At 60.3% G+C, this 21,912-nt stretch carries 32 protein-coding genes; 7 read left to right on the forward strand and 25 right to left on the reverse strand.

Features of this window, described 5'->3' with window-relative positions; all coding sequences use genetic code 11:
- Positions 1–11 precede the first annotated feature (11 nt).
- The gene (locus T331_RS0107795; RefSeq protein ID WP_026439614.1) at positions 12–914 is read left to right on the forward strand and encodes a site-specific tyrosine recombinase XerD; all 903 of its coding nucleotides are present in this window, start codon (positions 12–14) and stop codon (positions 912–914) included.
- Here T331_RS0107795 and T331_RS17785 read toward each other — a convergent pair.
- The 5 genes from T331_RS17785 to T331_RS0107820 are packed head-to-tail and all read right to left on the reverse strand — an operon-like array spanning position 895 to position 6,256.
- A complete protein-coding gene (locus T331_RS17785) occupies positions 895–1,887 on the reverse strand; it encodes a glycosyltransferase family 2 protein (RefSeq protein ID WP_051622253.1) in 993 nt (330 codons plus the stop codon). The two genes, T331_RS0107795 and T331_RS17785, sit on opposite strands and share 20 nt — an antisense overlap.
- On the reverse strand, positions 1,877–3,313 hold the full coding sequence (locus tag T331_RS19155) for an exopolysaccharide biosynthesis polyprenyl glycosylphosphotransferase (RefSeq protein ID WP_051622254.1): 1,437 nt from the start codon (positions 3,311–3,313) through the stop codon (positions 1,877–1,879). Before T331_RS19155 ends, T331_RS17785 begins: the two co-directional genes overlap by 11 nt.
- Positions 3,314–3,362: 49 nt before the next feature.
- Complete coding sequence (locus tag T331_RS0107810; protein WP_051622255.1) at positions 3,363–3,779, reverse strand: GtrA family protein; 417 nt, start codon at positions 3,777–3,779, stop codon at positions 3,363–3,365.
- A 34-nt stretch (positions 3,780–3,813) separates the two neighbouring features.
- Entirely contained in the window at positions 3,814–5,103 is a 1,290-nt protein-coding gene (locus tag T331_RS0107815; protein ID WP_008494579.1) for an adenylosuccinate synthase, read from the reverse strand.
- A gap of 13 nt (positions 5,104–5,116) precedes the next feature.
- Entirely contained in the window at positions 5,117–6,256 is a 1,140-nt protein-coding gene (locus T331_RS0107820) for an ATP phosphoribosyltransferase regulatory subunit (protein WP_026439616.1), read from the reverse strand.
- A gap of 111 nt (positions 6,257–6,367) precedes the next feature.
- Here T331_RS0107820 and T331_RS0107825 point away from each other — a divergent pair, with 111 nt between their 5' ends.
- Positions 6,368–7,777 (forward strand): MBOAT family O-acyltransferase, encoded by a 1,410-nt coding sequence (locus T331_RS0107825; protein WP_026439617.1) that lies wholly within the window; start codon positions 6,368–6,370, stop codon positions 7,775–7,777.
- Complete coding sequence (locus T331_RS0107830; RefSeq protein ID WP_026439618.1) at positions 7,777–8,751, forward strand: hypothetical protein; 975 nt, start codon at positions 7,777–7,779, stop codon at positions 8,749–8,751. Before T331_RS0107825 ends, T331_RS0107830 begins: the two co-directional genes overlap by 1 nt.
- 38 nt (positions 8,752–8,789) lie before the next feature.
- Here the strand turns inward: T331_RS0107830 and T331_RS0107835 are convergent, their stop codons facing one another.
- Positions 8,790–9,125 carry a DUF1491 family protein gene (locus T331_RS0107835; protein ID WP_026439619.1) on the reverse strand — a complete coding sequence of 112 codons (336 nt, stop codon included), beginning with the start codon at positions 9,123–9,125 and terminating at the stop codon, positions 8,790–8,792.
- A gap of 89 nt (positions 9,126–9,214) precedes the next feature.
- Here T331_RS0107835 and T331_RS0107840 point away from each other — a divergent pair, with 89 nt between their 5' ends.
- The 4 genes from T331_RS0107840 to T331_RS0107855 all read left to right on the forward strand — a co-directional run bounded on the left by T331_RS0107840 (position 9,215) and on the right by T331_RS0107855 (position 12,013).
- A complete protein-coding gene (locus tag T331_RS0107840; RefSeq protein ID WP_026439620.1) occupies positions 9,215–10,210 on the forward strand; it encodes an ABC transporter substrate-binding protein in 996 nt (331 codons plus the stop codon).
- A complete protein-coding gene (locus T331_RS0107845; RefSeq protein WP_035179622.1) occupies positions 10,210–10,950 on the forward strand; it encodes an ABC transporter ATP-binding protein in 741 nt (246 codons plus the stop codon). The genes T331_RS0107840 and T331_RS0107845 overlap by 1 nt, the downstream gene beginning before the upstream one ends.
- A gap of 35 nt (positions 10,951–10,985) precedes the next feature.
- Positions 10,986–11,711 (forward strand): ABC transporter permease, encoded by a 726-nt coding sequence (locus T331_RS0107850; protein WP_240376622.1) that lies wholly within the window; start codon positions 10,986–10,988, stop codon positions 11,709–11,711.
- Positions 11,712–11,809: 98 nt separating this feature from the next.
- Positions 11,810–12,013, forward strand: coding sequence for a hypothetical protein (locus tag T331_RS0107855; protein WP_008494569.1), 204 nt, complete (start codon positions 11,810–11,812; stop codon positions 12,011–12,013).
- Positions 12,014–12,090: 77 nt separating this feature from the next.
- On the opposite strand, the gene rplQ is transcribed toward T331_RS0107855, so the two are convergent.
- From rplQ to rplP, 19 genes are all read right to left on the reverse strand, one after another.
- A complete protein-coding gene (gene rplQ / locus T331_RS0107860; RefSeq protein ID WP_008494568.1) occupies positions 12,091–12,516 on the reverse strand; it encodes a 50S ribosomal protein L17 in 426 nt (141 codons plus the stop codon).
- A gap of 27 nt (positions 12,517–12,543) precedes the next feature.
- On the reverse strand, positions 12,544–13,563 hold the full coding sequence (locus T331_RS0107865) for a DNA-directed RNA polymerase subunit alpha (RefSeq protein ID WP_008494567.1): 1,020 nt from the start codon (positions 13,561–13,563) through the stop codon (positions 12,544–12,546).
- A 90-nt stretch (positions 13,564–13,653) separates the two neighbouring features.
- The gene (gene rpsK, locus T331_RS0107870) at positions 13,654–14,046 is read right to left on the reverse strand and encodes a 30S ribosomal protein S11 (protein ID WP_008494566.1); all 393 of its coding nucleotides are present in this window, start codon (positions 14,044–14,046) and stop codon (positions 13,654–13,656) included.
- A 30-nt stretch (positions 14,047–14,076) separates the two neighbouring features.
- Entirely contained in the window at positions 14,077–14,454 is a 378-nt protein-coding gene (gene rpsM, locus T331_RS0107875) for a 30S ribosomal protein S13 (protein ID WP_008494565.1), read from the reverse strand.
- A gap of 167 nt (positions 14,455–14,621) precedes the next feature.
- Positions 14,622–15,287, reverse strand: a complete 666-nt coding sequence (locus T331_RS0107880; protein ID WP_026439622.1) for an adenylate kinase — start codon at positions 15,285–15,287, stop codon at positions 14,622–14,624.
- Between the two features lie 12 nt (positions 15,288–15,299).
- Positions 15,300–16,637, reverse strand: coding sequence for a preprotein translocase subunit SecY (secY, locus tag T331_RS0107885; RefSeq protein ID WP_026439623.1), 1,338 nt, complete (start codon positions 16,635–16,637; stop codon positions 15,300–15,302).
- A gap of 106 nt (positions 16,638–16,743) precedes the next feature.
- On the reverse strand, positions 16,744–17,229 hold the full coding sequence (rplO, locus tag T331_RS0107890; RefSeq protein WP_008494561.1) for a 50S ribosomal protein L15: 486 nt from the start codon (positions 17,227–17,229) through the stop codon (positions 16,744–16,746).
- A gap of 19 nt (positions 17,230–17,248) precedes the next feature.
- Positions 17,249–17,437 (reverse strand): 50S ribosomal protein L30, encoded by a 189-nt coding sequence (rpmD, locus tag T331_RS0107895; RefSeq protein ID WP_008494560.1) that lies wholly within the window; start codon positions 17,435–17,437, stop codon positions 17,249–17,251.
- Positions 17,430–18,017 (reverse strand): 30S ribosomal protein S5, encoded by a 588-nt coding sequence (rpsE, locus tag T331_RS0107900; protein WP_026439624.1) that lies wholly within the window; start codon positions 18,015–18,017, stop codon positions 17,430–17,432. The genes rpmD and rpsE overlap by 8 nt, the downstream gene beginning before the upstream one ends.
- Positions 18,018–18,029: 12 nt before the next feature.
- Entirely contained in the window at positions 18,030–18,392 is a 363-nt protein-coding gene (gene rplR / locus T331_RS0107905) for a 50S ribosomal protein L18 (RefSeq protein WP_008494558.1), read from the reverse strand.
- Positions 18,392–18,925, reverse strand: coding sequence for a 50S ribosomal protein L6 (gene rplF, locus T331_RS0107910; protein WP_008494557.1), 534 nt, complete (start codon positions 18,923–18,925; stop codon positions 18,392–18,394). Before rplF ends, rplR begins: the two co-directional genes overlap by 1 nt.
- A 12-nt stretch (positions 18,926–18,937) precedes the next feature.
- Entirely contained in the window at positions 18,938–19,336 is a 399-nt protein-coding gene (rpsH, locus tag T331_RS0107915) for a 30S ribosomal protein S8 (RefSeq protein ID WP_008494556.1), read from the reverse strand.
- A 16-nt stretch (positions 19,337–19,352) separates the two neighbouring features.
- On the reverse strand, positions 19,353–19,658 hold the full coding sequence (gene rpsN, locus T331_RS0107920; protein WP_008494555.1) for a 30S ribosomal protein S14: 306 nt from the start codon (positions 19,656–19,658) through the stop codon (positions 19,353–19,355).
- A gap of 70 nt (positions 19,659–19,728) precedes the next feature.
- Positions 19,729–20,289: a 50S ribosomal protein L5 gene (gene rplE / locus T331_RS0107925; protein WP_008494554.1), complete on the reverse strand. Its 561-nt coding sequence runs from the start codon at positions 20,287–20,289 to the stop codon at positions 19,729–19,731.
- Positions 20,290–20,300: 11 nt separating this feature from the next.
- Complete coding sequence (gene rplX / locus T331_RS0107930) at positions 20,301–20,621, reverse strand: 50S ribosomal protein L24 (protein ID WP_008494553.1); 321 nt, start codon at positions 20,619–20,621, stop codon at positions 20,301–20,303.
- 2 nt (positions 20,622–20,623) lie between these two features.
- Positions 20,624–20,992, reverse strand: a complete 369-nt coding sequence (rplN, locus tag T331_RS0107935; RefSeq protein ID WP_008494552.1) for a 50S ribosomal protein L14 — start codon at positions 20,990–20,992, stop codon at positions 20,624–20,626.
- A 13-nt stretch (positions 20,993–21,005) separates the two neighbouring features.
- A complete protein-coding gene (gene rpsQ, locus T331_RS0107940; RefSeq protein ID WP_008494551.1) occupies positions 21,006–21,269 on the reverse strand; it encodes a 30S ribosomal protein S17 in 264 nt (87 codons plus the stop codon).
- Positions 21,270–21,278: 9 nt separating this feature from the next.
- Complete coding sequence (gene rpmC, locus T331_RS0107945; protein WP_008494550.1) at positions 21,279–21,485, reverse strand: 50S ribosomal protein L29; 207 nt, start codon at positions 21,483–21,485, stop codon at positions 21,279–21,281.
- A gap of 5 nt (positions 21,486–21,490) precedes the next feature.
- Positions 21,491–21,907, reverse strand: a complete 417-nt coding sequence (gene rplP, locus T331_RS0107950) for a 50S ribosomal protein L16 (RefSeq protein WP_008494549.1) — start codon at positions 21,905–21,907, stop codon at positions 21,491–21,493.
- Positions 21,908–21,912 lie beyond the last annotated feature (5 nt).

Consider the following 21,912-nt stretch of genomic DNA (forward strand, 5'->3'; position numbering starts at 1 on the left):
AGAGGCAGATTATGGCGCAAGATCAAGTCGAAGCCTTTTTGGAAATGCTCGCTGCGGAGCGCGGCGCCACCCCAAACACGTTAAACGCGTATCAGTCTGATATCATTGGCTTTTGTGGATTTTTACCTCCGCAGCAAGGGCTGCTGACCGCACAAGCCTCGGACATCTCGGCCTATCTGCAGAGCCTTGCGCAATCCGGCATGGCCGCCAAAACCCAGGCGCGGCGCCTCTCGACCCTACGGCAATTTTATCTCTTCCTGCTGCGTGAAGGGGTGAGGAATGACAATCCGGCGAGCGAGATGCCCACGCCGAAGAGGCCGAAAAGCCTACCCAAATATCTCAGCGAAAACGAGGTCGATGCCTTGCTGGCCGCAGCCGAACAGATGGATGGTGGCCCCGGTTTGAAGGCACATGCCGGATTGGAAATTCTGTATTCCACGGGCCTTCGAATCAGCGAAATGCTGGACCTGAAGCGCAGCGCGTTCAACCCGAATACGGCAATTCTCTTGGTCAAAGGGAAAGGCGGCAAGGAACGTATTGTGCCCGTTTCCGAGCCTGCACGACGCGCCGCCTCTGCCCTGCAGAGCTTCAACGGCGCCAAATCCCGCTATCTATTTCCCGGCCGGGATGCCCGCAAACCGATGACACGGCAAGGCTTTGCCTTGCTTCTGAAGCAGCTCGCCTTGGAAGCCGGCCTCGACCCGGCGCGCCTGTCGCCTCATGTTCTCAGGCATTCATTTGCCTCACACCTGTTGGCACGAGGGGCCGATCTGCGCGCGGTCCAAAAGCTCCTCGGCCACGCCGATATCGCCACGACGGAAATTTATACGCATGTGCTGGCAGAGCGGCTGCAAAAATTGGTGCAGGCGCATCATCCGCTTGGCGAGGCAAAGCCTAAGCCGGCAAACGGCTGAAAAGCTTTTTATGAAGCCAGTGAAAGACCGGGTCTCGATGCCATGCTTCGTGCTGGCGCAAATAAACTTGCATCGCCGGCGGTATCCGCCTTCGCGATGACAGGGGGAAACGTCGCGCCTCGACCATTCCCTGCCAGGCCGCAGACAGGCAGCCATGCTGAGCCGCAATCATCGCGTAAGCACAAAAGAACAACAGCAGAGCCGACACGGGCTGCCGCCATTTTCGACCTATGATAAGCCGGTTGCGCACAAAATGGCGCATCCTGTCTCCGCGCCATGCGACCCTGGCTTCACATGCCGTCGCATGAAGAACCTTCAGGCTACCATCATAGATAATCCGCCATCCACGGCTGATCGCGGAGAGGCAGAAATCATACTCCTCCCAGGTAAAGAAGAAATTCTCGTCAAACCCTCCGACCGAAGCCCAGGCTGCGCGTCTGATCGCGTAACCGGCGCCGACAAATCTGGTGGTTTCGAATTTTGATTGGTATCGATCGAGCAGCCGGTCCGCATAGCCCCAACTCGATAAGTCCGGCCCTTTCCCGTCGGACGTCAATATTGCAAAACCCAGCGCGCCAAGTTCTGGCAATCGACTAAAAGCACGCACGGCGCCGGCCACGACGAACCGATTCGCAAAGCAAGCATCGTTATCCAGCCCTATGAGTATCTGCCCATGCCCGCGCGATGCCAGAAGATTGCGACCCGCGGCAACGCCGATATTCTCCGCGACCGCGTATAATGCGCAGTTATCAACAGCTGAGAGCATCCGCACAAGGGCGCGCAGCGTATCGGGAGAAGAGCCCTGGTCCAAAACCGAGATATGGGCGCTGCACCCGCGCTGCGCTTGCGCTGAGGCGATGGCCTGTTTTGTCTCTTCAAGTCTGTTATAACAAAGAATAGTGATATCCGCGTCATAGGCACCGACAGGCGGACGCTGGCCGGCAATCAATTTCGGGACAGTCTCAGACAGCATTATGCGGCCTGAATGGAACTTGCAGTGTTTGAAAAAGTATCTTGATATCGAGCATCAACGACCAGGCCCGAATATATTCAAGATCACTGGATAAGCGGCCTTCCAAAGCGCTGAGCTTTCCGGTCTCTCCACGCTGTCCGCGTATCTGCGCGAGACCAGTGATACCGGGCTTAACGCGATGCCTGATCTTATAAAGTTTCAGCGCCTGCTCGAAACTTATCCCTTCGACCATGGTTTCCGGTGCATGCGGCCGCGGCCCGACCAGCGACATGTCGCCTTTGAGTACGTTGATCAATTGCAACAGCTCGTCCAGCGACGTACGCCGCAAGAACCGCCCTATTTTCGTAATTCGCAAATCCCCTGCAACGGCTTGCGAAAAGCACGCGTTCCGCACATGACGCATGGTACGAAACTTGAATACCGTAAAGGGCAGTCCCTGCGCGCCGATGCGGCTCTGCCTGAATATAATCGGCCCTGGCCCGCTCACGCTTACAAGGCATGCAATCCCCGCCAAAATCGGTACAAACAGAATGAGCAGCAGCGTGGAAACCACGATATCAAAGCAGCGCTTGGTCCAATCGTTTGACGTTACAAGATCGTCCGTCAAAACCGGAACGATCCGGCATGAGCCGCTTTCGCCGCGCAGGCAGGTTGGTATGTTCAACGACACATCGAAAGCAAGCCAGATCCTTACCGGGAACGACAAGATCTCGCGCAACAACGTCGAAAATGCAGCGTCTTCAAATGCATCAAAATCTGAATGATGCACGAACACAACATCCCGCCTTCGTTGGCTGGCGCAACGCGCAATGAAATCATCGCGATCGCGAAATTCAGGCCAATGACTTTGTTCGCGTAGTTCCGCCAGATACAGGACGCCGAGTATCCGTTTTGGCTGTTCCTGTTGGGCTAACGCGAGTTCTAAGTCAGCGGGGCAGTGATCGTGGCAAACCACGAAGACGCCTTCAGAGACTTGTCTCGACGGTTGCGCAGTCTTCAGCAAGAGATGACAGCCAAGCAGCAGCAGCGGCGTGATGGCGAGATCCAGAACGGTCCAATACCCGGTCAGGACAGCCGAATGGTCAAAAAAAGCTGCAAAAGCCAAAGCAGCAGAGCTTGTCGCCACATACGAAATGGCGACCACGACACCGCCATGCCATGATGCACGCAGTTCGAAACATCTATGGGATGCGGCGAGGCTGACCGACAACAACGCCAACGTGCCCCACAGCCCGGCATAGTGCAGCATGTCGCCATTAGCCTCCCCCAGCGCCCGTGTCGCACCAGGAACCAAGAGAATTATAAAAAAATCGGCTATCGGCAGGAGGTATGCAGATCTCGGTTCTGCAACGAAGCGTCTCACAAGCGCGGTCAAGCGATCAGTTAAAGCCACGCGCGTACCGTATCCATCCCGATATTCAACCATGGCAAACACCAAAAGGTTGTAAAATTTTTAAATTTTACCTCAGGTTGTATTACCGGAAAACAAACGTTTTGGAAAGAAAATAATTAAAGACCAGTCCAGCGAGCGAACCCGCAGCCACACCAATGATCGGATAAGCCACAACGACGCCGCTCGACGCAACCAGGAAAAAGAAAACGCCGCGATTGGCAACAAAGCCGATCGAGTTCGCAATCAGAAATTTTGCCCACTGCAGATGCAGCGGTGCATGGTCAATGCCTCGAAATGTCCAAATGCGGTTGAGGAACCAGTTGAAGCTTGCCGCGACAACGAAGCTCACCGTCCCCGCTACATATAAATTCACAACAGGATGCAACAGATAAACCGTTGCGGTATCACATAAAAAACCCAACGTTCCGACGATCGCAAATCGCAGGAACGATGCGCTGACTCCCAAACGAGAGCCGAAGCCCACTATCTTATCGAGCAAATATAGTGGGCTAGCGGCCGTCAAAGCTGTTTGCTCAACCGGCAAACGGATCTTGCATGAGAATGGTATCATCACGCTCCGGGCTGGTGGAGAGCAGCGTTACCGGCGCCTCGACGAGCTCTTCGATACGTTTGACATATTTAATGGCTGCGGCCGGCAATTCCGCCCAGGACCGCGCGCCCTGCGTGCTCTGCGTCCAGCCTTCGAGTACCTCGTAAACTGGCATCGCCGCCGCCTGCTTGGACATCGCCGCGGGCAGATGCTTGTAAGGCTGGCCGTCAATCATATAGCCCGTGCAGATTTTCAACTCGGGGAAGCCGTCCAGCACGTCCAGCTTGGTCAGCGCCAGCCCCTGGACGCCGCCGACCTTCACCGCCTGCCGGACCATGGCGGCATCGAACCAGCCACAGCGGCGCTTGCGCCCGGTCACGGTGCCGAACTCATGCCCTCTCTCGCCCAGGCGCTGACCGGTTTCGTCATGCAGCTCGGTCGGGAACGGCCCGGAGCCGACACGGGTCGTATAGGCCTTGGCAATCCCGAGCACCCGGCCCGCCGCATCCGGGCCCATGCCGGAACCAGAGCCCGCCGTGCTGGCGACCGTATTGGAGGAGGTCACGAACGGATAGGTGCCGTGATCCACGTCCAGCATGACCGCCTGCGCGCCCTCGAACAGGATTTTTTCGCCTTTGGCCTTGGCTTCGGCCAGCCGCTCCCAGACCGGCTCGGCGAAAGGCAGCAGCTTTGGCGCCAGCGCCAGCAGATCCGCCAGCAGATCTTCCTTCTTGAACACCGCCGCGCCGAGCCCCGCGAGGAGCGTGTTGTGATGCAACAGCAACTCGTCCAGCTTGGCCGATAGCGTTTCCGGTTCGGCCAGATCACAAATGCGAATGGCGCGCCGTGCGACCTTGTCCTCATACGCAGGACCGATGCCGCGGCCGGTGGTGCCGATCTTGCGCTCGCCCCGGGCGGCCTCGCGGGCAGCGTCCAGTGCCGCATGCAGGGGCAGGATCAACGGCGCGTTTTCGGCGATCCGCAGCGTTTCCGGAGTGACCTTGAGGCCCTGAGCCGAGACACGCTCAATTTCGGCCAGCAGCGCATTCGGATCGACGACGACGCCGTTGCCGATGATGCCCAGCTTTCCGTTCACAACGCCAGACGGCAGCAAAGAGAGCTTATAGGTCTGGTTGCCCACCACGAGCGTGTGGCCGGCATTATGCCCCCCCTGAAAGCGCACGACGATGTCGGCCCGGCTGGCGAGCCAGTCCACCACCTTGCCTTTGCCCTCGTCCCCCCATTGGGCGCCGATGATTGTCACGTTGGTCATTGTAAAATCCTACTCAGGAGAGGGCGGTAATCACACCCTCGGACAAGAAATGCGAGCAGCTAAGCCGGCGGGCTTCATCGCAAGGCGCGCTGTGCGGTGCAAGCCCCTGCACGGTCGCAAACCCCTCAGCGCGCGCGGCTTGCGCCGAGGCCAGGCTGGAGCCAAACGGAAGATAAAGCCGGGGGCGCAGTGCTGCGGGCGGCGTCAGGCGCATGATGCTGTCCGGATAAAGCGTAATGCCGGTCGCGGGCTCGCCATCGCCGCACACATAACGTCCACCACGCCCGAGCTCCATCTGCTGCCCGGTTGCGAACAGCGTCATCGATACCCCGGAATGATAGCGATAGCCACGGAACTCAACCGGATCGACCGTCAGCTGCAAATCCGGCAGCACGGCCTCAACCGCCGCGACCACCTCACCCAGGCGCTCGGCCTGGCCGCGCACGGCCTCCGGCAGCGCCATGGCCCGCAGCGCCGCCACCGCCCGCTGCGCGGGACCACTGGCCTCCAGAAGCTTCAACAGCAAATCCGCCTGCGCGCCCCCCAACTCGGCCACGGCAGCGGCATCCTTGCGGTCCAGCGCGTGAGCGAGCGCCGGATGCAGATGCGGCGGAACGGCCTCAAGCAAGCTCGGCACCAGGCGCGGAATGGTCAGATCGATGGAGAGATCCCGCAGCCCCAGCGCTTCGAGCGCGGCGATCGCGGTGACGATGATCTCCGCATCCGCGCTCGCCGTATCATTCCCGATCAGCTCGATCCCGGCCTGGGCGAGCTGGCGTTCCGGCTGCAGCTGGGTGCCACGAACATGCAGGACAGGGCCACTATAGGTCAGGCGCAATGGGCGCGGCGCGGTGGCGAGACGGCTTGCCGCGATGCGGCCAATCTGCGGCGTCATATCGGCCCGCAGGCCCATCATGCGCTGACTTTCGGGGTCCATAAGCCGAAACGTCTGCTCCACCGTGGCGGCACCGGAGCCAGAGAACAAGGAATCTTCGAATTCCAGCAAGGGCGGGGTGACGCGCTGATAGCCGTGCGCCGCGAAGCAATCCATAATCGCTTCCACAGACCGCGCCTGCCGCTCCGCTTCCGGCGGCAACAGGTCGGCAAGCCCGGCGGGCAGCAGGGCGGGATGGATATTCGGCGTCTCGTTCATCTTCAACCCGATAATTGGCGCGGCGCTATACCATCATGAACCAGTGGGGCCAATGGACGCGCGCACAAGGCTGGGTTAAGCAACGCTTACTCAACCTTAACGGGTTCAAAAATGCTCTTCAACAGCAAGCTGTTCGTGTTGGGCTTTCTTCCCGTGGCGTTGGGCGGCTTCCTGCTGCTCGGCCGGTCCCGCCGGTTGGCACTTTTATGGCTCCTGGCATGCAGCCTGTTCTTTTACGCCTGGTGGCGGCCAGAGTTGCTGCTCCTGCTGCTCGGGTCCATTGGCGTAAACTTCGCAGTTGCGGGCCTGGTTTTGCGCTCACCGCACACCAGGCTCTGGCTCGCACTCGGAATCTGCCTCAATCTTTGCCTGCTCGGCTGGTTCAAATATGCCGGCATGTTCGGGGTTGAGGGCATCATTCTGCCTTTGGGCATTTCCTTTTTCACCTTTCAGCAGATCATGTTCCTGGTCGATCTGTCCAAAGGCGAGATCGATCCCCCTCCCCTGCTCGATTATGCCTGTTTCGTAGCGTTTTTCCCTCATTTGATCTCCGGGCCGTTGGTGCGGCCCGGCCATATTCTGCCACAACTCAAGATGCTGGACCCTCGCGAGGGCATGCAATCGCGGCTGCCGGCAGGCTTTGAGTTGTTTCTTCTGGGACTGGGGAAAAAGCTGGTGCTCGCCGATGGGCTGGCGCATTTTGCCGGCCCTGGCTTTGCCGCCGCTGCCCGCGGCGAGCCAATTTCACTGATCGAGGCCTGGGTCGCGCTCCTGGCCTATGGGCTGCAAATCTATTTCGACTTTTCCGGTTATTCAGACATGGCCATCGGCCTGGCGCAATTATTCGGCATCCGCTTTCCGGTCAATTTCCATTCCCCGTATCAGGCTGGGAATATCAGTGAGTTCTGGACCCGATGGAACATCACGCTGAGTTCGTTCCTGAAAGATTATCTCTACATTCCTTTGGGCGGCAACCGGCACGGCGAGGGCAAGCGTGTTCGCAACCTGATGATCACCATGCTGCTGGGGGGCTTATGGCATGGCGCGGCATGGCGCTTCGTGCTGTGGGGCGGGCTACATGGGCTCTTTCTGGTGCTTCATGGCTGGAGCAGGCGCTGGCATCTGCGCTGGCCGAAAGGCGTTTCATGGGGACTTACATTGCTGTGCGTGCTTCTGGCCTGGGTCCCGTTCCGCGCGCAAAACCTTGCCGCCGTCGCGCAAATGTATCGGGGGCTCGCGGGGTTGAATGGGCTGGCGGTCCCCGCTCTGCTCGCGCCACTTCTTCCAGGCCTAGGACATGTCGTGCCCGTGCTGCCCTGGCTTGGCGATGCACGCAGCATCAGCCTGCCGCAGAGCGTGATGATGCTGGCGCTGGGCTGGTTCATCGCGCTCTGTCTGCCGCCTCTTGACCATATGAGCGAGAGGCGGCGCAGCCTCGCCTTGATCTCCAGCCTGGCCTTCACGGCACAAGCGCTCTTTTTCGCGCCGTCCGCGATACCGTTTCTTTATTTTCAGTTCTGATGCGCAGGCTGGTGCGAAACGCGCTGCTGGCGGTGGGGCTATATGCGGTGCTGTTCGGGTTTCTGCTGGACCGGCCGCTATCACTGGGACCGCTTCGCGCTGAATTGCAGCAAAAAGCCAGCCGACTCTCCCGCCTGCCCTCCCCAAAGCTGGTGATTTTGGCGGGATCCAACGGACCTTACTCCCACAGTTGCGCGGTGATCGGGCAGATGCTCGGACTGCCCTGCGAAAATGCCGGAATCGCCGTGGGCTTCGGGCTGGATGAAATCTTCAACCGATATGACGCGTCCCTGCGGCCCGGCGATATTGTGTATATGCCGATGGAGTTCAGCCAGTACGCAATGAGTGCCGCGCAATACCGCGCCTTCGCCGATGGCGAGATGTTGCTTCGCCATGATCGGTCCGCTCTGCTCAAACTGCCTCCCGGGCGTGTGGCTGGCGCGTTATTTTGCTGTACGCTGGCTGATGCCTTGGAGGCGCTGGTGGAGATGCCCCTGGCAGGGATGAACAGAAATCGCCTCAACCGGGAATATAACGTCGAAGGAGACCGGATCGACAACCAACTGGCGGGTGCCGATCATGCGCTGCTTGCCGCCGCCCCGTCCTCCTATCCGTTCACCGCGCGGGATATCGAGACCGGCTACGGCACCCGGTTGATTGAGCGGTTCATAAACCGCCAACGCGCCAAAGGCGTGATCGTGATCGGGGGTTGGCCGGTGGAGCTGGCTAGCATCCATATTCGACCCGCAATGCTGGCCGCCGTGGCCCGGATTTACGGGGTGGATTTTCTCGACCTCGCAAACAAGAGCCGGTATCCGTCGGCTGATTTCTTCAACGGGCCCGAACATCTGGCTCAGCCCTGCCAATTCAAGCATTCGATCATGGTCGCCCGGGCGCTTGGCCGCCTGCTTCACAGAGCTGTGTCGCCGCCCCGTCCGGCCGTCTCCGCGTTGGCATCCACATGCCCAGGCTGAAGGCATGGGGCTTCCCGCAACAACGAAAATTTGAGGCTTTAGACAATCTTGGCCTCGAACGGCGGCAGATAATCCGGCGCGTCGAATTCCAGCACCCAGATATCAGGATCGAAACGGGTCTGCTTGGCGATATAATCGTCCGCGACCTGTTCACTGACCGGCTCCGCGCCCGTGGCGCGCATCCAGGCCAGCTCGCCGGCGACGTCACGAAATTGGCTGAGGACGATGGAACCGCTACGTCCATAGAGCTTCACCAGCACGCCACCGGCATCCGGATCCCCCTTCCGGACCACGACGCCCGGCTTATTATCCAACATTCCCAGCCGCAATGAGGCCGCAACCCAAATCCCCGCCTTGATCCTGACATCGCCCATGGTAAGTCCTGTTTAAATGCCCTTGCTTCGGGACGTACTCCCGAAGCCGCAGGTCTTGATTTGAAACTCAAGAGTTTGGAGTAGCCCGCATGTTCCGCTCGCTGCGTATCGCCATTGCCGCAAGCCTGGCTCTCATCCCTTTCGCTAACACGGCAAGGGCGGCGGACAAAATCAGCTTCGGCCTGGATTGGGTCGCGGAGCCGGAATATGGCGGCTATTACGAGGCGATCGCCGAAGGGCTTTATAAGAAAGCCGGGCTGGATGTCACCATCTTCCAGGGCGGACCGCAGGTGAACACGGCGCAATTGCTGATTTCGGGCAAGCTGGATTTCGACATCACCTCCAACGCGTTTCTGGCTCTGAACTTCGTGCAGGAACACATCCCTTACGAAGTGGTCGCCGCCGGCTTTCAAAAAGACCCGGACTGCCTGATCGCACATCCGGGCCAGGGCGATGATCACTTCGCCGACCTGAAAGGCAAACCGATCGCGGTCTCGACCGACACACGCGCCAGCTGGTGGCTCTTCCTCAAGGCAAAATACGGCTACTCGGACGCCCAGCTGCGGCCTTATGGATTTTCACTGACGCCTTTCCTGACCAACAAGACCGATATCCAGGAAGCCTATGTTACCTCCGAGCCTTATCTTGTGCATCAGGCCACGGGCGAATGGCCTGTCGTGCTGGCGCTGCCCGACGCTGGGTTTGACGGCTATGCCAGCCTCATCGCGACCAGCGACAAGATGGTGAAAACCCACCCGGACCTGGTGAAACGCTTCATCGACGCCTCCGCGCAGGGATGGTACGATTTCCTTTATAAAGACCCCAAGCCAGCCTTTGCCGCGATTAAGGCCGCCAACCCCGATATGACAGAGGGGTTGATGCAATTCGGGTACGGACAACTCAAGCAGAGGGGGATCGTCGATTCCGGCGACGCCAAAACGCAAGGCATCTACGCGATGACCAATGCCCGCTGGAAAAACTTTTTCAATCAGATGGGCGCCACGGGAATGTATGACAAGACGCTCGATTATAAGAGCGCCTATACGCTGGAATTCGTCGATCACGGCCGGCCGGCGCAGAATTAATGATCACACTGCGCCACGTCGCGAAGCAATTCGGCTCCGGCACCAAGGCGCTGGAAGATATCGACGCCGAGATCCAGACAGGCGATTTCGTCGCCCTGCTCGGCCCCTCGGGCTGCGGCAAATCCACGCTGTTGCGTCTGCTCTCCGGGCTGGAGCACCCCTCCTCGGGCGAGATCGACTGGGGCCATGACGGGCCGCCAGCCCCCGGCGAGATCGGCTATGTCTTTCAGGATCCGACTTTGCTGCCCTGGGCCGATGCCGCGGAAAATGTCTATCTGCCCTTGCGGCTTCGTGGCGTGAGCCGGGCCGCTGCGATGCCACGGGTCTCGGCCATCTTGAAGCAAATGGGGCTGGCCGGGTTTGAGCAGGCCAAGCCCAAATCATTGTCGGGCGGCATGAAAATGCGCGTCTCCATCGCCCGCGCCCTCGTCTCCAAGCCCTCTTTGCTGCTCCTTGATGAGCCTTTCGCCGCGCTGGACGAATTCACCCGCCACCGTCTGCAGGACGACCTGCTCGCCTTGTGGCGCGAAAACCGCATGACCGTGATCTTCGTGACCCATTCAATATATGAGGCGGCCTATCTTGCCAGCCAGATTATCATCATGACCAGCCGGCCCGGACGGATTTTTACGACGATCACCTCAGACCTGCAGGATGAGGCACAGCGCCGGAACAGCCCCGCCTACCATGCCACGGTGAGTCAAATCACCGAATGCTTCCAGCGTTCCGTGCCGGCATGACCAGAACCATGACCAAGCTCGCACCTTTTATCTTCTTGTTGCTTGCCCTGGGCCTTTGGCAGGCGGCGGTCTGGATCGGCAATGTGCCGAGCTATGTCATGCCGGGCCCGGTCGCCATCGCCACGGCGTTTTTCAAAGCCCGCTGGGCGCTCGGGGCGGGATTGCTCTCGACCCTGGCCGTTACGGTCTCCGCCCTGCTCGCCTCCACCATCCTCGGTGTTGTGCTGGCACTTGCGATGGCCGCCAGCCCGCTCTTTCGCGCCGCGGTGCAGCCTTGGGCGGTCATGCTGCAGGTCACACCAGTGGTTGCCATCGCGCCGCTGATCATCATCTGGGTTGGCCAACCATTCCTGGCGCTGGTTGCCTGCGCGATGGTGGTTTCGTTTTTCGCGATCCTTTCAAACACGGCCGCCGGCCTCGCCGGCACGCCGGCCGAACTGCTCGACCTGTTCAAACTGAATGGCGCACGGCGCTGGCAGGTTCTGCTGCATCTCTCACTGCCCTACGCCTTGCCTTTCTTTCTGACGGGATTGCGGCTCGCCGGCACGCTGGCGCTGGTCGGGGCCGTCGTCGCGGAATTCGTGGCGGGCTCTGGCGGCTTTGCGTCCGGGCTGGCCTGGGAGATCATCGAGGCAAGCTATCGGCTTGAAATCCCGCGCATGTTTGCCGCCTTGTTCCTGCTCGGCGCGACAGGAGTTGCGATTTACGCTTCTCTGGGTGCTTTGGAGCGGCTGATCCTGACAAGACGGGACGGCCCATAAGCATCCATGCTTGAGCTGCCAAACAAAGCCATGTCGGTTTAAATTCGATTGAATTTTTCGAAAGCCAAGCTAGGTTCGGCTCAGAATTGGAGATGCGTATGACGACGACAGATAAAAAACTCAGCAAGGGCCAGCTCGCTTATGAGCAGGAGCGCGCCAAGAAAGCCGGCAAGAGCCTGGATGATTGGATGAAGCATAAAGCCAGGCTGGCAGCCGAAACAGCACAGCGTACTGCTCCCCCTGTCGAAAAGAAAAAAGGGTTTCTGTCCCGTTTGCTGGACAAAGCGCACAAGCCGATCTGAACCGAGGCGGGATCGTCAAACAAAGAAAGGCAGGCCGTGGGGCCTGCCTTTCTTTTTTATCCCAGGAAGCGCGAAGATTACGCCTCGCTGTCGTCCTCGGCCGCAACTTCCGGCTTCGGACCCGAATCCTGGCCCTTCGCGGAAACGTCACGGTCAACCAGCTCGATCACCGCCATGTCAGCCGCGTCGCCATAGCGCATGCCAGCCTTCAACACCCGGGTATAGCCGCCGGAGCGGGTCTTGTAGCGCGTGGCCAGCGTGTCAAACAGCTTGGCGACGATCGTCTCGTCACGCAGCTTGTCATAGGCCTGACGGCGCGCATGCAAACCGCCGCGCTTGCCGAGGGTGATGAGCTTCTCCGCCACCGGACGCAGTTCCTTCGCCTTCGGCAAGGTGGTGGTGATCTGCTCGTGCTTGATCAGCGCGACAGCCATGTTGCGAAACATGGCCTGGCGGTGGGAGGAGGTGACGCCGAGTTTCCGGCCGGCAATTCCGTGACGCATGATGAGGTGTTCCTGGTTAGACGATAATTAGAAGGGTTGATCGGAGCGCTTGGCCAGCTCTTCAATATTCTCAGGCGGCCAATCGGGCACGGTCATGCCCAGGGACAGCCCCATCGCGGTCAACACTTCCTTGATTTCGTTCAAGGACTTGCGCCCGAAATTCGGGGTGCGCAGCATTTCCTGCTCGCTCTTCTGCACCAGATCGCCAATATACACGATATTGTCGTTCTTCAGGCAGTTGGCGGACCGAACGGACAGCTCCAGCTCGTCAACCTTGCGCAGCAGATTCGGGTTGAACGGCAGCTCGATCCGCGGCTCTTCCGGACGGGCGCGCTGCGGCTCCTCGAAATTGACGAACATGCTGAGCTGGTCCTGCAGGATGCGCGCAGCTAATGCCACCGCATCCTCAGGCGTCACCGCGCCGTTGGTCTCAACCTCGAGAATCAGCTTGTCATAGTCCGTCACCTGGCCGACGCGGGTCTTCTCAACCTTGTAGGAGACGCGCTTGACCGGGGAATAGATCGCATCGACCGGGATCAGACCGATCGGCGCATCTTCCGGGCGATTATTCGCGGCCGGCTCATAGCCGCGGCCGGCATTCACCGTGAATTCCATGCCGAGCTGCGCGCCGTCATCCAACGTGCAGAGCACGAGATCGGGATTCATGATCTCGATATCGTGGCCGGCCTGGATCTGGCCCGCCTTCACTTCGCCCGGACCGGTCGCGGTGAGCACCATGCGCTTGGGCCCCTCGCCATGCATCTTCACGGCAAGCTGCTTGATGTTCAGCACGATGTCGGTGACATCTTCGCGCACGCCCGGAAGCGTGGAGAATTCGTGCAGCACACCATCGATCCGCACGGCCGTGACAGCCGCGCCCTGCAATGACGAGAGCAGGATCCGCCGCAGCGAATTGCCCAGCGTCATGCCAAAGCCACGTTCCAGCGGCTCAGCGATGATCGTCGCCACGCGCGTCGCATCGGACCCGAACTCGACATCGAGCTGTTCCGGCTTGATCAGCGTCTGCCAGTTGCGCTGCAGAGACAAATTCGACTCTTTCAACATCTACCCCTCCGGCCCGGCAGCGGTGAGAGAACACCGCCGTGGGGGCCTTACAGAAAATACGATTCCGGCGAATTAGACGCGACGGCGCTTACGCGGGCGGCAGCCATTATGCGGAATCGGGGTCAGGTCGCGGATCGCGGAAATCTGGAACCCGACAGCCTGCAGCGCGCGCAGCGCGCTCTCGCGTCCCGAACCCGGGCCGCTGACCTCGATCTCGAGCATCTCCATGCCATGCTCGCGCGCCTTGCGCCCGGCATCCTCGGCGGCAACCTGCGCCGCGTACGGGGTGGATTTGCGGCTGCCCTTGAAGCCCTGCGCGCCGGCGGACGACCAGGCGATGGTGTTGCCCTGCGCGTCAGTGATGTTCACGAAGGTGTTGTTGAAGCTTGCGAGCACATGAGCAACACCAGAGATGATGTTCTTGCGCTCTTTCTTGCGGGGACGGGTGGAGGCGGTCTTCGCCATATCTGTCGAATCCTATGTCTACGGAGGTGTTTAGCGAGTGGCTTTCTTCTTGCCGGCGATCGCCACGGCTTTACCCTTGCGGGTACGGGCGTTGGTATGGGTGCGCTGACCGCGGACCGGCAGGCCCTTACGGTGACGCAGACCACGATAGCAGCCCAGATCCATCAGACGCTTGATATTCATCGCCGTCTCACGGCGCAGATCGCCCTCAACGCGGTAATCGCGGTCGATCACTTCACGCAGGCGCATGATCTCATCGTCGGAAAGCTGGTTGACGCGGCGCTCAGCCGGGATTTCCAGGGCAGAGCAGATCTCCTGCGCCTTGGCCGGGCCGATGCCATAAATGTAACGAAGGCTGATCACGACACGCTTATTCGTGGGAATGTTTACGCCGGCAATACGCGCCACGGGGTTTCTCCTGAGGTCATAACAAGTAGCGGCGCCCCACCCGGAAGCGCCGCGAAAGCGGGTTATAGCGTCCGCCAATTCAGAGTCAACGACATTCGATCAAATTTTCGTGATCGAGCGTCTAAATCCACGCCGGCCTGACCCAGAACGGCGCAGTTGGAGAGGAATCAGGCGGCTACGACGCCGACACCACGCAGGACTGCTTCAATCTCAGCTTCGACATCAGCCATCTCAGCCATGCCGTCCACCGAATGAAGCCGGCCCTTCTCCTTATAATAAGGAAGAATAGGCGCGGTCTGCGCGTTATAGGCTTCCAGCCGCGCCTTTACGGTCTCCGCCTTGTCGTCGGGGCGCCGGGTAAACTCCGTGCCGCCACAGACATCACAGACTCCGGCGGTCTTCGGCTGCTTGAAGCTATCGTGATAACCCTCACCGCACTTGGCGCAGGTGAAGCGGCCCGAGATCCGGTCAACGAGAATCGCCTCGTCGACCTTCAACTCCACAACGGCATCAAGCTCGATCCCGCGTTCGCCGAGCATTTTGTCCAAAGCCTCGGCTTGTGGAACCGTGCGTGGGAACCCGTCCAGGATGAAGCCCTTGGCGCAGTCGGGCTTGCTGATCCGCTCACCGATCATCCGAACCAGAATATCGTCGGACACCAGCTTGCCGGCATCCATGACGCTCTTCGCTTCCAGACCGATCGGGCTGCCCGCCTTCACTTCAGCCCGGAGCATATCACCGGTTGAGATCTGCGCGACGCCATAACGCGTTTCCAGAAGCTTTGACTGTGTCCCCTTGCCTGCCCCTGGCGGCCCCAGCAAAATCAACTTCACCTGTTTCTCTCCTTACTTGCGGGCCTTACCGCGCCCCTTGCGAAGCAGCCCCTGATATTGATGAGCAAGCAGATGAGACTGGATTTGCGTCATCGTGTCCATTGTAACCGAGACAATGATCAGAAGGGAGGTACCACCAAAATAGAACGGTAGAGCGTAATGGCTCATCGCAAAATCAGGCAACAGACAGACGATGACCAAATAGGCCGCGCCGATCGCGGTCAGACGGGTCAGCACCGTATCGAAATATTTGGCCGTATTCGTGCCCGGCCGGATGCCAGGAATAAAGGCGCCGTTCTTCTTGAGATTATCCGCCGTCTCCTCCGGATTGAACGCAATCGCCGCCCAGACAAAGGAAAACGCGATGATAAGCCCCGCAAAAAGCAGCAAATAGAGCGGTTGTCCGCGCGAGAGCAGGTGCGCAATCGTCTGCAGCCAGACCGGACCACCAGCCGAAAACCCGACCAGCGTCGCCGGAATCACCAGCAGGGACGATGCGAAGATCGGCGGCATAACGCCGGACGCATTCACCTTCAACGGCATATAATTGGCTTCGCCGCCAAACACTTTCTGCCCCATCTGGCGCTTGGGATGCTGTACCAAAATGCGACGCTGCGCGCGCTCCATGAACACGACAAAGCCGATGATGATCAGCGCCGCGATAAAAATAAAGATGATGAAAAAGGTGGACAGCGCGCCGGTGGAGCCGAGTTCAAGAATATTCGCCACGGCAATGGGCATATTCGCGACAATGCCGGAAAAGATGATCAGGCTGGAGCCATTGCCGATGCCGCGCGAGGTGATCTGCTCCCCGAGCCACATGACAAAGACAGTGCCACCGACCAGGGTGACCACCGCGGTGAACACAAAGAACGGACCCGGATCGATCACAGCGGCGCCGCTGGCGCCATGGACGCGCTCAAGGCTGACGGCGATGCCGTATGCCTGGGCCGCCGCGATCAGCACCGTCAGATAGCGCGTATATTGCGTGATCCGCTGGCGCCCGGAATCGCCCTCTTTCTTCATCGCTTCAAGTGCCGGGACCGTCGAGCTCAGCAGCTGAATGATGATCGAGGCGCTGATATAGGGAAGGATATTCAGGGCGAAGATGGTCATACGCCCCAGCGCACCGCCGGTGAACATGTTGAACATGCCCAGGAGGCCGTTGCCGTTCTGGCTCATCAGCTGCGCCATCACCGCGCCGTCGACACCTGGCAGAGGAACATAGGTCCCCAGGCGGAAAATGATCAGCGCACCTAGTGTAAACCAGATACGTTTCTTAAGATCTGTCGCCTTGCCGAACGCACTCAGGTTCATGCTCGCGGCCATCTGTTCTGCGGCGGATGCCATATCAATCCCTTATCCAATAAAAACGGCGCTTGCCGGGTGCTTTGCACAACAGCAAGCGCCGTTCATTCAGCGCAAATTCGCCGGTTTTCCCGGCAGAGGCAAGCCCTTAAGCGGCGGGCTCTTCCACCTTGCCACCCAGCGTCGTCACCTTGCCGCCAGCCTGCTCAACGGCCGCAACGGCCGCAGCGGAGGCGCCGGAGACCTCGAGGGTCACGGCCTTCGACAGGGAGCCGCGCGCCAACAGGCGCACGCCATCAGCCTTGTTCAGGCGGACCACACCGGCTTCCGCCAGCTTGGCCTCGGTGATGGTCTCACCAGCGTTCAGCTTGCCGGCCTCGAGTGCTGCTTCCAGCGCATCCAGGTTCAGCGGCGCGAACACCTTGCGGTTCACGTTATGGAAGCCGCGCTTCGGCAGACGGCGATAGATCGGGAGCTGACCACCCTCAAAGCCATTGAGGGACACGCCCTCACGCGCCTTCTGACCCTTGACACCCTTACCGGAGGTCTTGCCTTTGCCGGAGCCGATACCACGGCCGAGGCGCTTGGACTTGAGACGGGCGCCGGGATTGTCCCGGATTTCGTTCAGTTTCATCGTTGCGATTCCTTACGGCTCAGCCCTGCTCTTCGACTTTGAGCAGATGCTTCACCTTGTTCACCATACCCAGAACTTCCGGGGTGGCGTTCAGCTCAACGGTACGGCCGATCTTGTTCAGACCGAGACCGACCAGGGTGGCCTGCTGGCCGGGCTTGCGCCCGAAGCCAGAACCCAGCTGGGTGATGCGGATCTTCTTCTCAGACATCGGCGCTCTCCACCTGCTTCTCGGTCGTGCCGAACAGCTCAGCCACCTTCTTGCCACGACGATTGGCAACCTGGCGCGGGCTGGTGGTGTTCTGCAGCGCCGCGAAGGTCGCCTTCACCATGTTGTGCGGGTTACGCGAACCCAGCGACTTGGCGACCACGTCGGCGATGCCCAGCGTCTCGAAGACAGCGCGCAGCGGGCCACCGGCGATGATGCCTGTACCGGCCGGAGCCGTACGCAGCACAACTTCACCAGCCCCGAACACGCCCTGAACATCGTGATGCAGGGTGCGGCCTTCCTTCATCGGAACGCGGATCATGGTCTTCTTGGCGCGCTCGGTCGCCTTGCGGATCGCCTCGGGCACCTCGCGGGCCTTACCGGCGCCGTAGCCGACGCGCCCCTTCTGGTCACCAACCACAACCAGAGCAGCAAAAGCAAAACGACGGCCGCCCTTCACCACCTTGGCAACGCGGTTGATCGTTACCAGCTTGTCGACGAACTCATCACCGGCCTCGCGGTCACGATCATTGTTGCGATCGCGGTCCCGGCGCTGGCCACCTTCACGTGCTTCACGTGCCATGTGCAAACCCTCTTAGAAGTCGAGGCCGCCCTCGCGGGCCGCCTCTGCCAGGGCTTTGACCCGGCCATGATACAGATAAGAACCGCGGTCGAAGACGACCTGGGTCACACCGGCTTCCTTGGAGCGCTCGGCGATCAGCTTGCCAACGGCGGCGGCGGCATCTTTGTCCGCGCCGGTCTTCAGGCTGGTCTTGAGATCCTTGTCCAGGCTCGAAGCGGCAGCAAGGGTGCGACCCTGCGCGTCGTCGATGATCTGGGCATAGATATGCTTGCCGGAGCGGAACACCGACAGGCGCGGGCGCCCGCCGGACTTCTGCCGGAGCTGATAGCGAAGGCGCGCCCGGCGGCGGGCCTGCAGGTCCAGATTGCTCGACATTATTTCTTCTTACCCTCTTTGCGGCGGATGGCCTCGCCCTCAAACTTGACGCCCTTGCCTTTATACGGCTCTGGCGGACGCCATGCGCGCAGCTCAGCGCAAACCTGGCCAACCTGGCGCTTATCGACGCCCTCGACCTTGATCGAGGTCGGCTTCTCGCAGGTCACCTTGATCCCCTCGGGGATCGGGTAGGTGACATCGTGCGAGAACCCAAGATTCACCACCAGGTTCTTGCCCTGCACCGCAGCGCGGTAACCGGTGCCGGTGATTTCCAGGGTCTTGGAGTAGCCCTGGGAAACGCCCTTCACCATGTTCGCGATGTTGGCACGGGTGGTGCCCCACATCATACGCGCCTGGGCTTCCTTGGTTTTCGGCTCAACCGAAACCTTGTTGCCGTCAACCGAGACATTGACCAGATCGGTCAGGGCCAAGGTCTGCTCACCGAGCTTGCCTTTGGCGGTGACGACATTGCCGGAGAGGGCAACGGTCACGCCGGCCGGGATCTCAACGGGATATTTACCAACACGAGACATCTTGGCGCTCCCTTAGAACACGCGGCAGAGCACTTCGCCGCCAACATTGGCAGCGCGGGCTTCCACATCGCTCATCACGCCACGCGGCGTGGACAGGATGGAGACACCGAGGCCATTATAGACGCGCGGCAGCTCCTTGATCTTGGAGTACACGCGGCGGCCCGGACGGGACACGCGGGAGATCTCCTTGATCACCGGTTGGCCTTCATTATACTTCAGCTCGATGCGCAGCTGCGCCACACCGGTGCGCACTTCCTCACGGGAATAGCCCCGGATGAAGCCTTCGCGCTTCAGAACTTCAAGCACATTGGCGCGCAGGTTGGACGCCGGCGCAATGCAAGAGGTCATCCGCGCATGCTGCGCATTGCGGATGCGGGTGAGCATATCACCCAAAGGATCGGACATAGACATACTGGATTGCCCTTCCTTACCAGCTGGCCTTGACGACGCCGGGGATCTGCCCGGTGCTCGCCAGGTCGCGGAAGGCGACACGGCAGAGCTTGAACTTGCGGTAGTTACCACGCGCGCGGCCGGTCAGCTCGCAGCGCAGGCGAACCCGCACTTTGGCGCCGTTGCGCGGCAGCTGCGCGAGCTTGAGGCTCGCCTCAAAACGGTCTTCCACGGGCAGCGTGCGATCCATGATCGTCGCCTTCAGCGCGTCGCGCTTGCCCGCATCACGGGCAGCCATGCGCTCGCGCTTGGCATTCCGGTTGACCTGCGATGTCTTCGCCATTCTCTAAAACCCCTCCGGAACCTGCTGGAACGCCCAGCCGTTTTCCAAATAACTTGCCAAACCCGCCCGCTTACTTAGCGAACGGGAGGTTGAAGCCCTTGAGCAGTGCCTTCGCTTCCGCGTCGGTCTTTGCACTGGTCACGAAGCAAATGTCCATACCCCGGATCGCATCGACCTTATCGTACACGATTTCAGGGAAGATAATTTGCTCTTTCAGACCCAGCGTAAAGTTGCCGCGGCCATCGAAACCCTTGTTTGCCGGAAGACCGCGGAAGTCGCGGACGCGCGGCAGGGCGATGGTGACCAGACGGTCAAGGAACTCATACATGCGGTCAGCACGCAGGGTCACCTTGGCGCCGATCGGCAGGCCAGCACGGATCTTGAAGCCGGCGATCGCCTTCTTCGCCACCGTCTTCACCGGCTTCTGGCCAGCGATGAGGGTCAGCTCGGCAACGGCCGCATCCAGCTTCTTCTGGTCGCCGGCGGCTTCGCCGACGCCCATGTTGATCACGATCTTTTCCAGCGTCGGGATCTGCATCTCGTTCGCGTAGTTGAACTCTTTCTTGAGCTCGGCGCGAACAACCTCACGATAGTGAGCCTTCAGACGCGGGAGAGTATTGGTTTCGCTCATTGCGGCCTCCTTCAGCCGTCAATCGCGTTGCCGCTCTTGCGAGCGACACGGACTTTGCGGCCATCGTCCAGCACGCGGAAGCCGACCTTGGTCGGCTTGTCGGTGGCGGGGTCGATCAGCGCCAGGTTCGAGACATGCACGGCGGCCTCGCGAGCGACAATGCCGCCCTCCTGGCCCATGCGGTTCGGCTTGGTGTGGTGCTTGGCAATCGCCACGCCCTGCACAACCGCTTTGTTCGCGGTCGGGTTGACGCTCAGCACCTCACCGGTCTGGCCCTTGGAGGAACCAGAGATGACGAGAACCTTGTCACCCTTCTTGATACGCGCGGCCATAATTACAGCACCTCCGGCGCCAGGCTGATAATCTTCATGAACTTCTTGGCGCGCAGCTCACGAACCACCGGCCCAAAAATACGGGTACCGATCGGCTCCTGCTGCTTGTTCAGCAGCACGGCGGCGTTGCGGTCGAAGCGGATGACGCTGCCATCGGCGCGGCGCACCGGGAAGGCGGTCCGAACGACGACGGCCTGATGGACGTCACCCTTCTTCACCTTGCCCCGGGGGATGGCATCCTTGACGGACACCACGATCACATCACCAACGGACGCGGTCTTGCGCTTGGAGCCGCCGAGCACCTTGATGCACTGCACGCGCTTGGCGCCAGAGTTGTCGGCAACATCGAGATTGGATTCAACGATAATCATGTCTCAAATCCTCTCAGCCAGCCGGCGTTTCGGACAGCGCCGCGCCATTACGCTCGGTCACCACCCAGGTCTTGCGACGGCTGATCGGCGCGCACTCTTCAATGCGAACCAGGTCACCTTCCACGCAGACATTGTTCTCGTCATGCGCCGCGTACTTCTTGGAGCGACGGATGAATTTCTTATACAGCGGATGCATGATGCGGCGCTCGACAAGCACGGTAATCGTCTTGTCCATCTTGTCGCTCACGACCCGCCCGGTCAGAACACGTTTCGGCATGGTACCCTCTTAACCCTTCTCGGCGGTGCGGGCGCGTTCCGCGAGAATCGTCTTAACGCGCGCGATGTCGCGGCGCACGGTGCGCACGCGGCTGGTGTTTTCCTGCTGCCCGGTGGCGCGCTGGAAACGCAGATTGAACTGCTCCTTGCGCAGATCCACCAACAGCGCCTTCAGCTCGTCCGGGGACTTAGCCCGAATGTCAGATGCAGTGGTCATAACTCTTACGCCTCGCCGATACGGGTGACGAACTTGGTGCGGATCGGCAGCTTCGCGGCACCCAGCGACAGGGCCTCACGAGCCAGCTGCTCGGGCACACCGTCAATCTCAAACACAATACGGCCGGGCTGAACGCGCGCGACCCAGTATTCCGGGCTACCCTTACCGGAGCCCATACGCACTTCGGCCGGCTTGGTGGAGACCGGCAGGTCCGGGAAGATGCGGATCCACACGCGACCAGCACGCTTCATGGAGCGGGTAATGGCACGACGGGCGGCTTCGATCTGACGGGCCGTAATACGCTCGGGCTCCAGCGCCTTCAGGCCAAACGCGCCGAAATTCAGCTGCGTGTTGCCCTTGGCGTTGCCGTGGATGCGGCCTTTGTGCGCCTTGCGGAACTTGGTACGCTTAGGAGACATCATGGCTT

This window comes from Acidocella facilis ATCC 35904, assembly GCF_000687875.1.
GTDB lineage: Bacteria > Pseudomonadota > Alphaproteobacteria > Acetobacterales > Acetobacteraceae > Acidocella > Acidocella facilis.

Excerpts from the sequence above, each read along its gene's own strand:
- T331_RS0107795 (WP_026439614.1), top strand. The coding sequence starts at position 12 with ATGGCGCAAGATCAAGTCGAAGCCTTTTTGGAAATGCTCGCTGCGGAG.
- T331_RS17785 (WP_051622253.1), bottom strand. The coding sequence starts at position 1,887 with ATGCTGTCTGAGACTGTCCCGAAATTGATTGCCGGCCAGCGTCCGCCT.
- T331_RS19155 (WP_051622254.1), bottom strand. The coding sequence starts at position 3,313 with ATGGTTGAATATCGGGATGGATACGGTACGCGCGTGGCTTTAACTGAT.
- T331_RS0107815 (WP_008494579.1), bottom strand. The coding sequence starts at position 5,103 with ATGACCAACGTGACAATCATCGGCGCCCAATGGGGGGACGAGGGCAAA.
- T331_RS0107820 (WP_026439616.1), bottom strand. The coding sequence starts at position 6,256 with ATGAACGAGACGCCGAATATCCATCCCGCCCTGCTGCCCGCCGGGCTT.
- T331_RS0107825 (WP_026439617.1), top strand. The coding sequence starts at position 6,368 with ATGCTCTTCAACAGCAAGCTGTTCGTGTTGGGCTTTCTTCCCGTGGCG.
- T331_RS0107830 (WP_026439618.1), top strand. The coding sequence starts at position 7,777 with ATGCGCAGGCTGGTGCGAAACGCGCTGCTGGCGGTGGGGCTATATGCG.
- T331_RS0107835 (WP_026439619.1), bottom strand. The coding sequence starts at position 9,125 with ATGGGCGATGTCAGGATCAAGGCGGGGATTTGGGTTGCGGCCTCATTG.
- T331_RS0107840 (WP_026439620.1), top strand. The coding sequence starts at position 9,215 with ATGTTCCGCTCGCTGCGTATCGCCATTGCCGCAAGCCTGGCTCTCATC.
- T331_RS0107845 (WP_035179622.1), top strand. The coding sequence starts at position 10,210 with ATGATCACACTGCGCCACGTCGCGAAGCAATTCGGCTCCGGCACCAAG.
- T331_RS0107855 (WP_008494569.1), top strand. The coding sequence starts at position 11,810 with ATGACGACGACAGATAAAAAACTCAGCAAGGGCCAGCTCGCTTATGAG.
- rplQ (WP_008494568.1), bottom strand. The coding sequence starts at position 12,516 with ATGCGTCACGGAATTGCCGGCCGGAAACTCGGCGTCACCTCCTCCCAC.
- rpsK (WP_008494566.1), bottom strand. The coding sequence starts at position 14,046 with ATGGCGAAGACCGCCTCCACCCGTCCCCGCAAGAAAGAGCGCAAGAAC.
- secY (WP_026439623.1), bottom strand. The coding sequence starts at position 16,637 with ATGGCATCCGCCGCAGAACAGATGGCCGCGAGCATGAACCTGAGTGCG.
- rplO (WP_008494561.1), bottom strand. The coding sequence starts at position 17,229 with ATGAAACTGAACGAAATCCGGGACAATCCCGGCGCCCGTCTCAAGTCC.
- rpmD (WP_008494560.1), bottom strand. The coding sequence starts at position 17,437 with ATGTCTGAGAAGAAGATCCGCATCACCCAGCTGGGTTCTGGCTTCGGG.
- rpsE (WP_026439624.1), bottom strand. The coding sequence starts at position 18,017 with ATGGCACGTGAAGCACGTGAAGGTGGCCAGCGCCGGGACCGCGATCGC.
- rplR (WP_008494558.1), bottom strand. The coding sequence starts at position 18,392 with ATGTCGAGCAATCTGGACCTGCAGGCCCGCCGCCGGGCGCGCCTTCGC.
- rplF (WP_008494557.1), bottom strand. The coding sequence starts at position 18,925 with ATGTCTCGTGTTGGTAAATATCCCGTTGAGATCCCGGCCGGCGTGACC.
- rpsH (WP_008494556.1), bottom strand. The coding sequence starts at position 19,336 with ATGTCTATGTCCGATCCTTTGGGTGATATGCTCACCCGCATCCGCAAT.
- rpsN (WP_008494555.1), bottom strand. The coding sequence starts at position 19,658 with ATGGCGAAGACATCGCAGGTCAACCGGAATGCCAAGCGCGAGCGCATG.
- rplE (WP_008494554.1), bottom strand. The coding sequence starts at position 20,289 with ATGAGCGAAACCAATACTCTCCCGCGTCTGAAGGCTCACTATCGTGAG.
- rplX (WP_008494553.1), bottom strand. The coding sequence starts at position 20,621 with ATGGCCGCGCGTATCAAGAAGGGTGACAAGGTTCTCGTCATCTCTGGT.
- rplN (WP_008494552.1), bottom strand. The coding sequence starts at position 20,992 with ATGATTATCGTTGAATCCAATCTCGATGTTGCCGACAACTCTGGCGCC.
- rpsQ (WP_008494551.1), bottom strand. The coding sequence starts at position 21,269 with ATGCCGAAACGTGTTCTGACCGGGCGGGTCGTGAGCGACAAGATGGAC.
- rpmC (WP_008494550.1), bottom strand. The coding sequence starts at position 21,485 with ATGACCACTGCATCTGACATTCGGGCTAAGTCCCCGGACGAGCTGAAG.
- rplP (WP_008494549.1), bottom strand. The coding sequence starts at position 21,907 with ATGATGTCTCCTAAGCGTACCAAGTTCCGCAAGGCGCACAAAGGCCGC.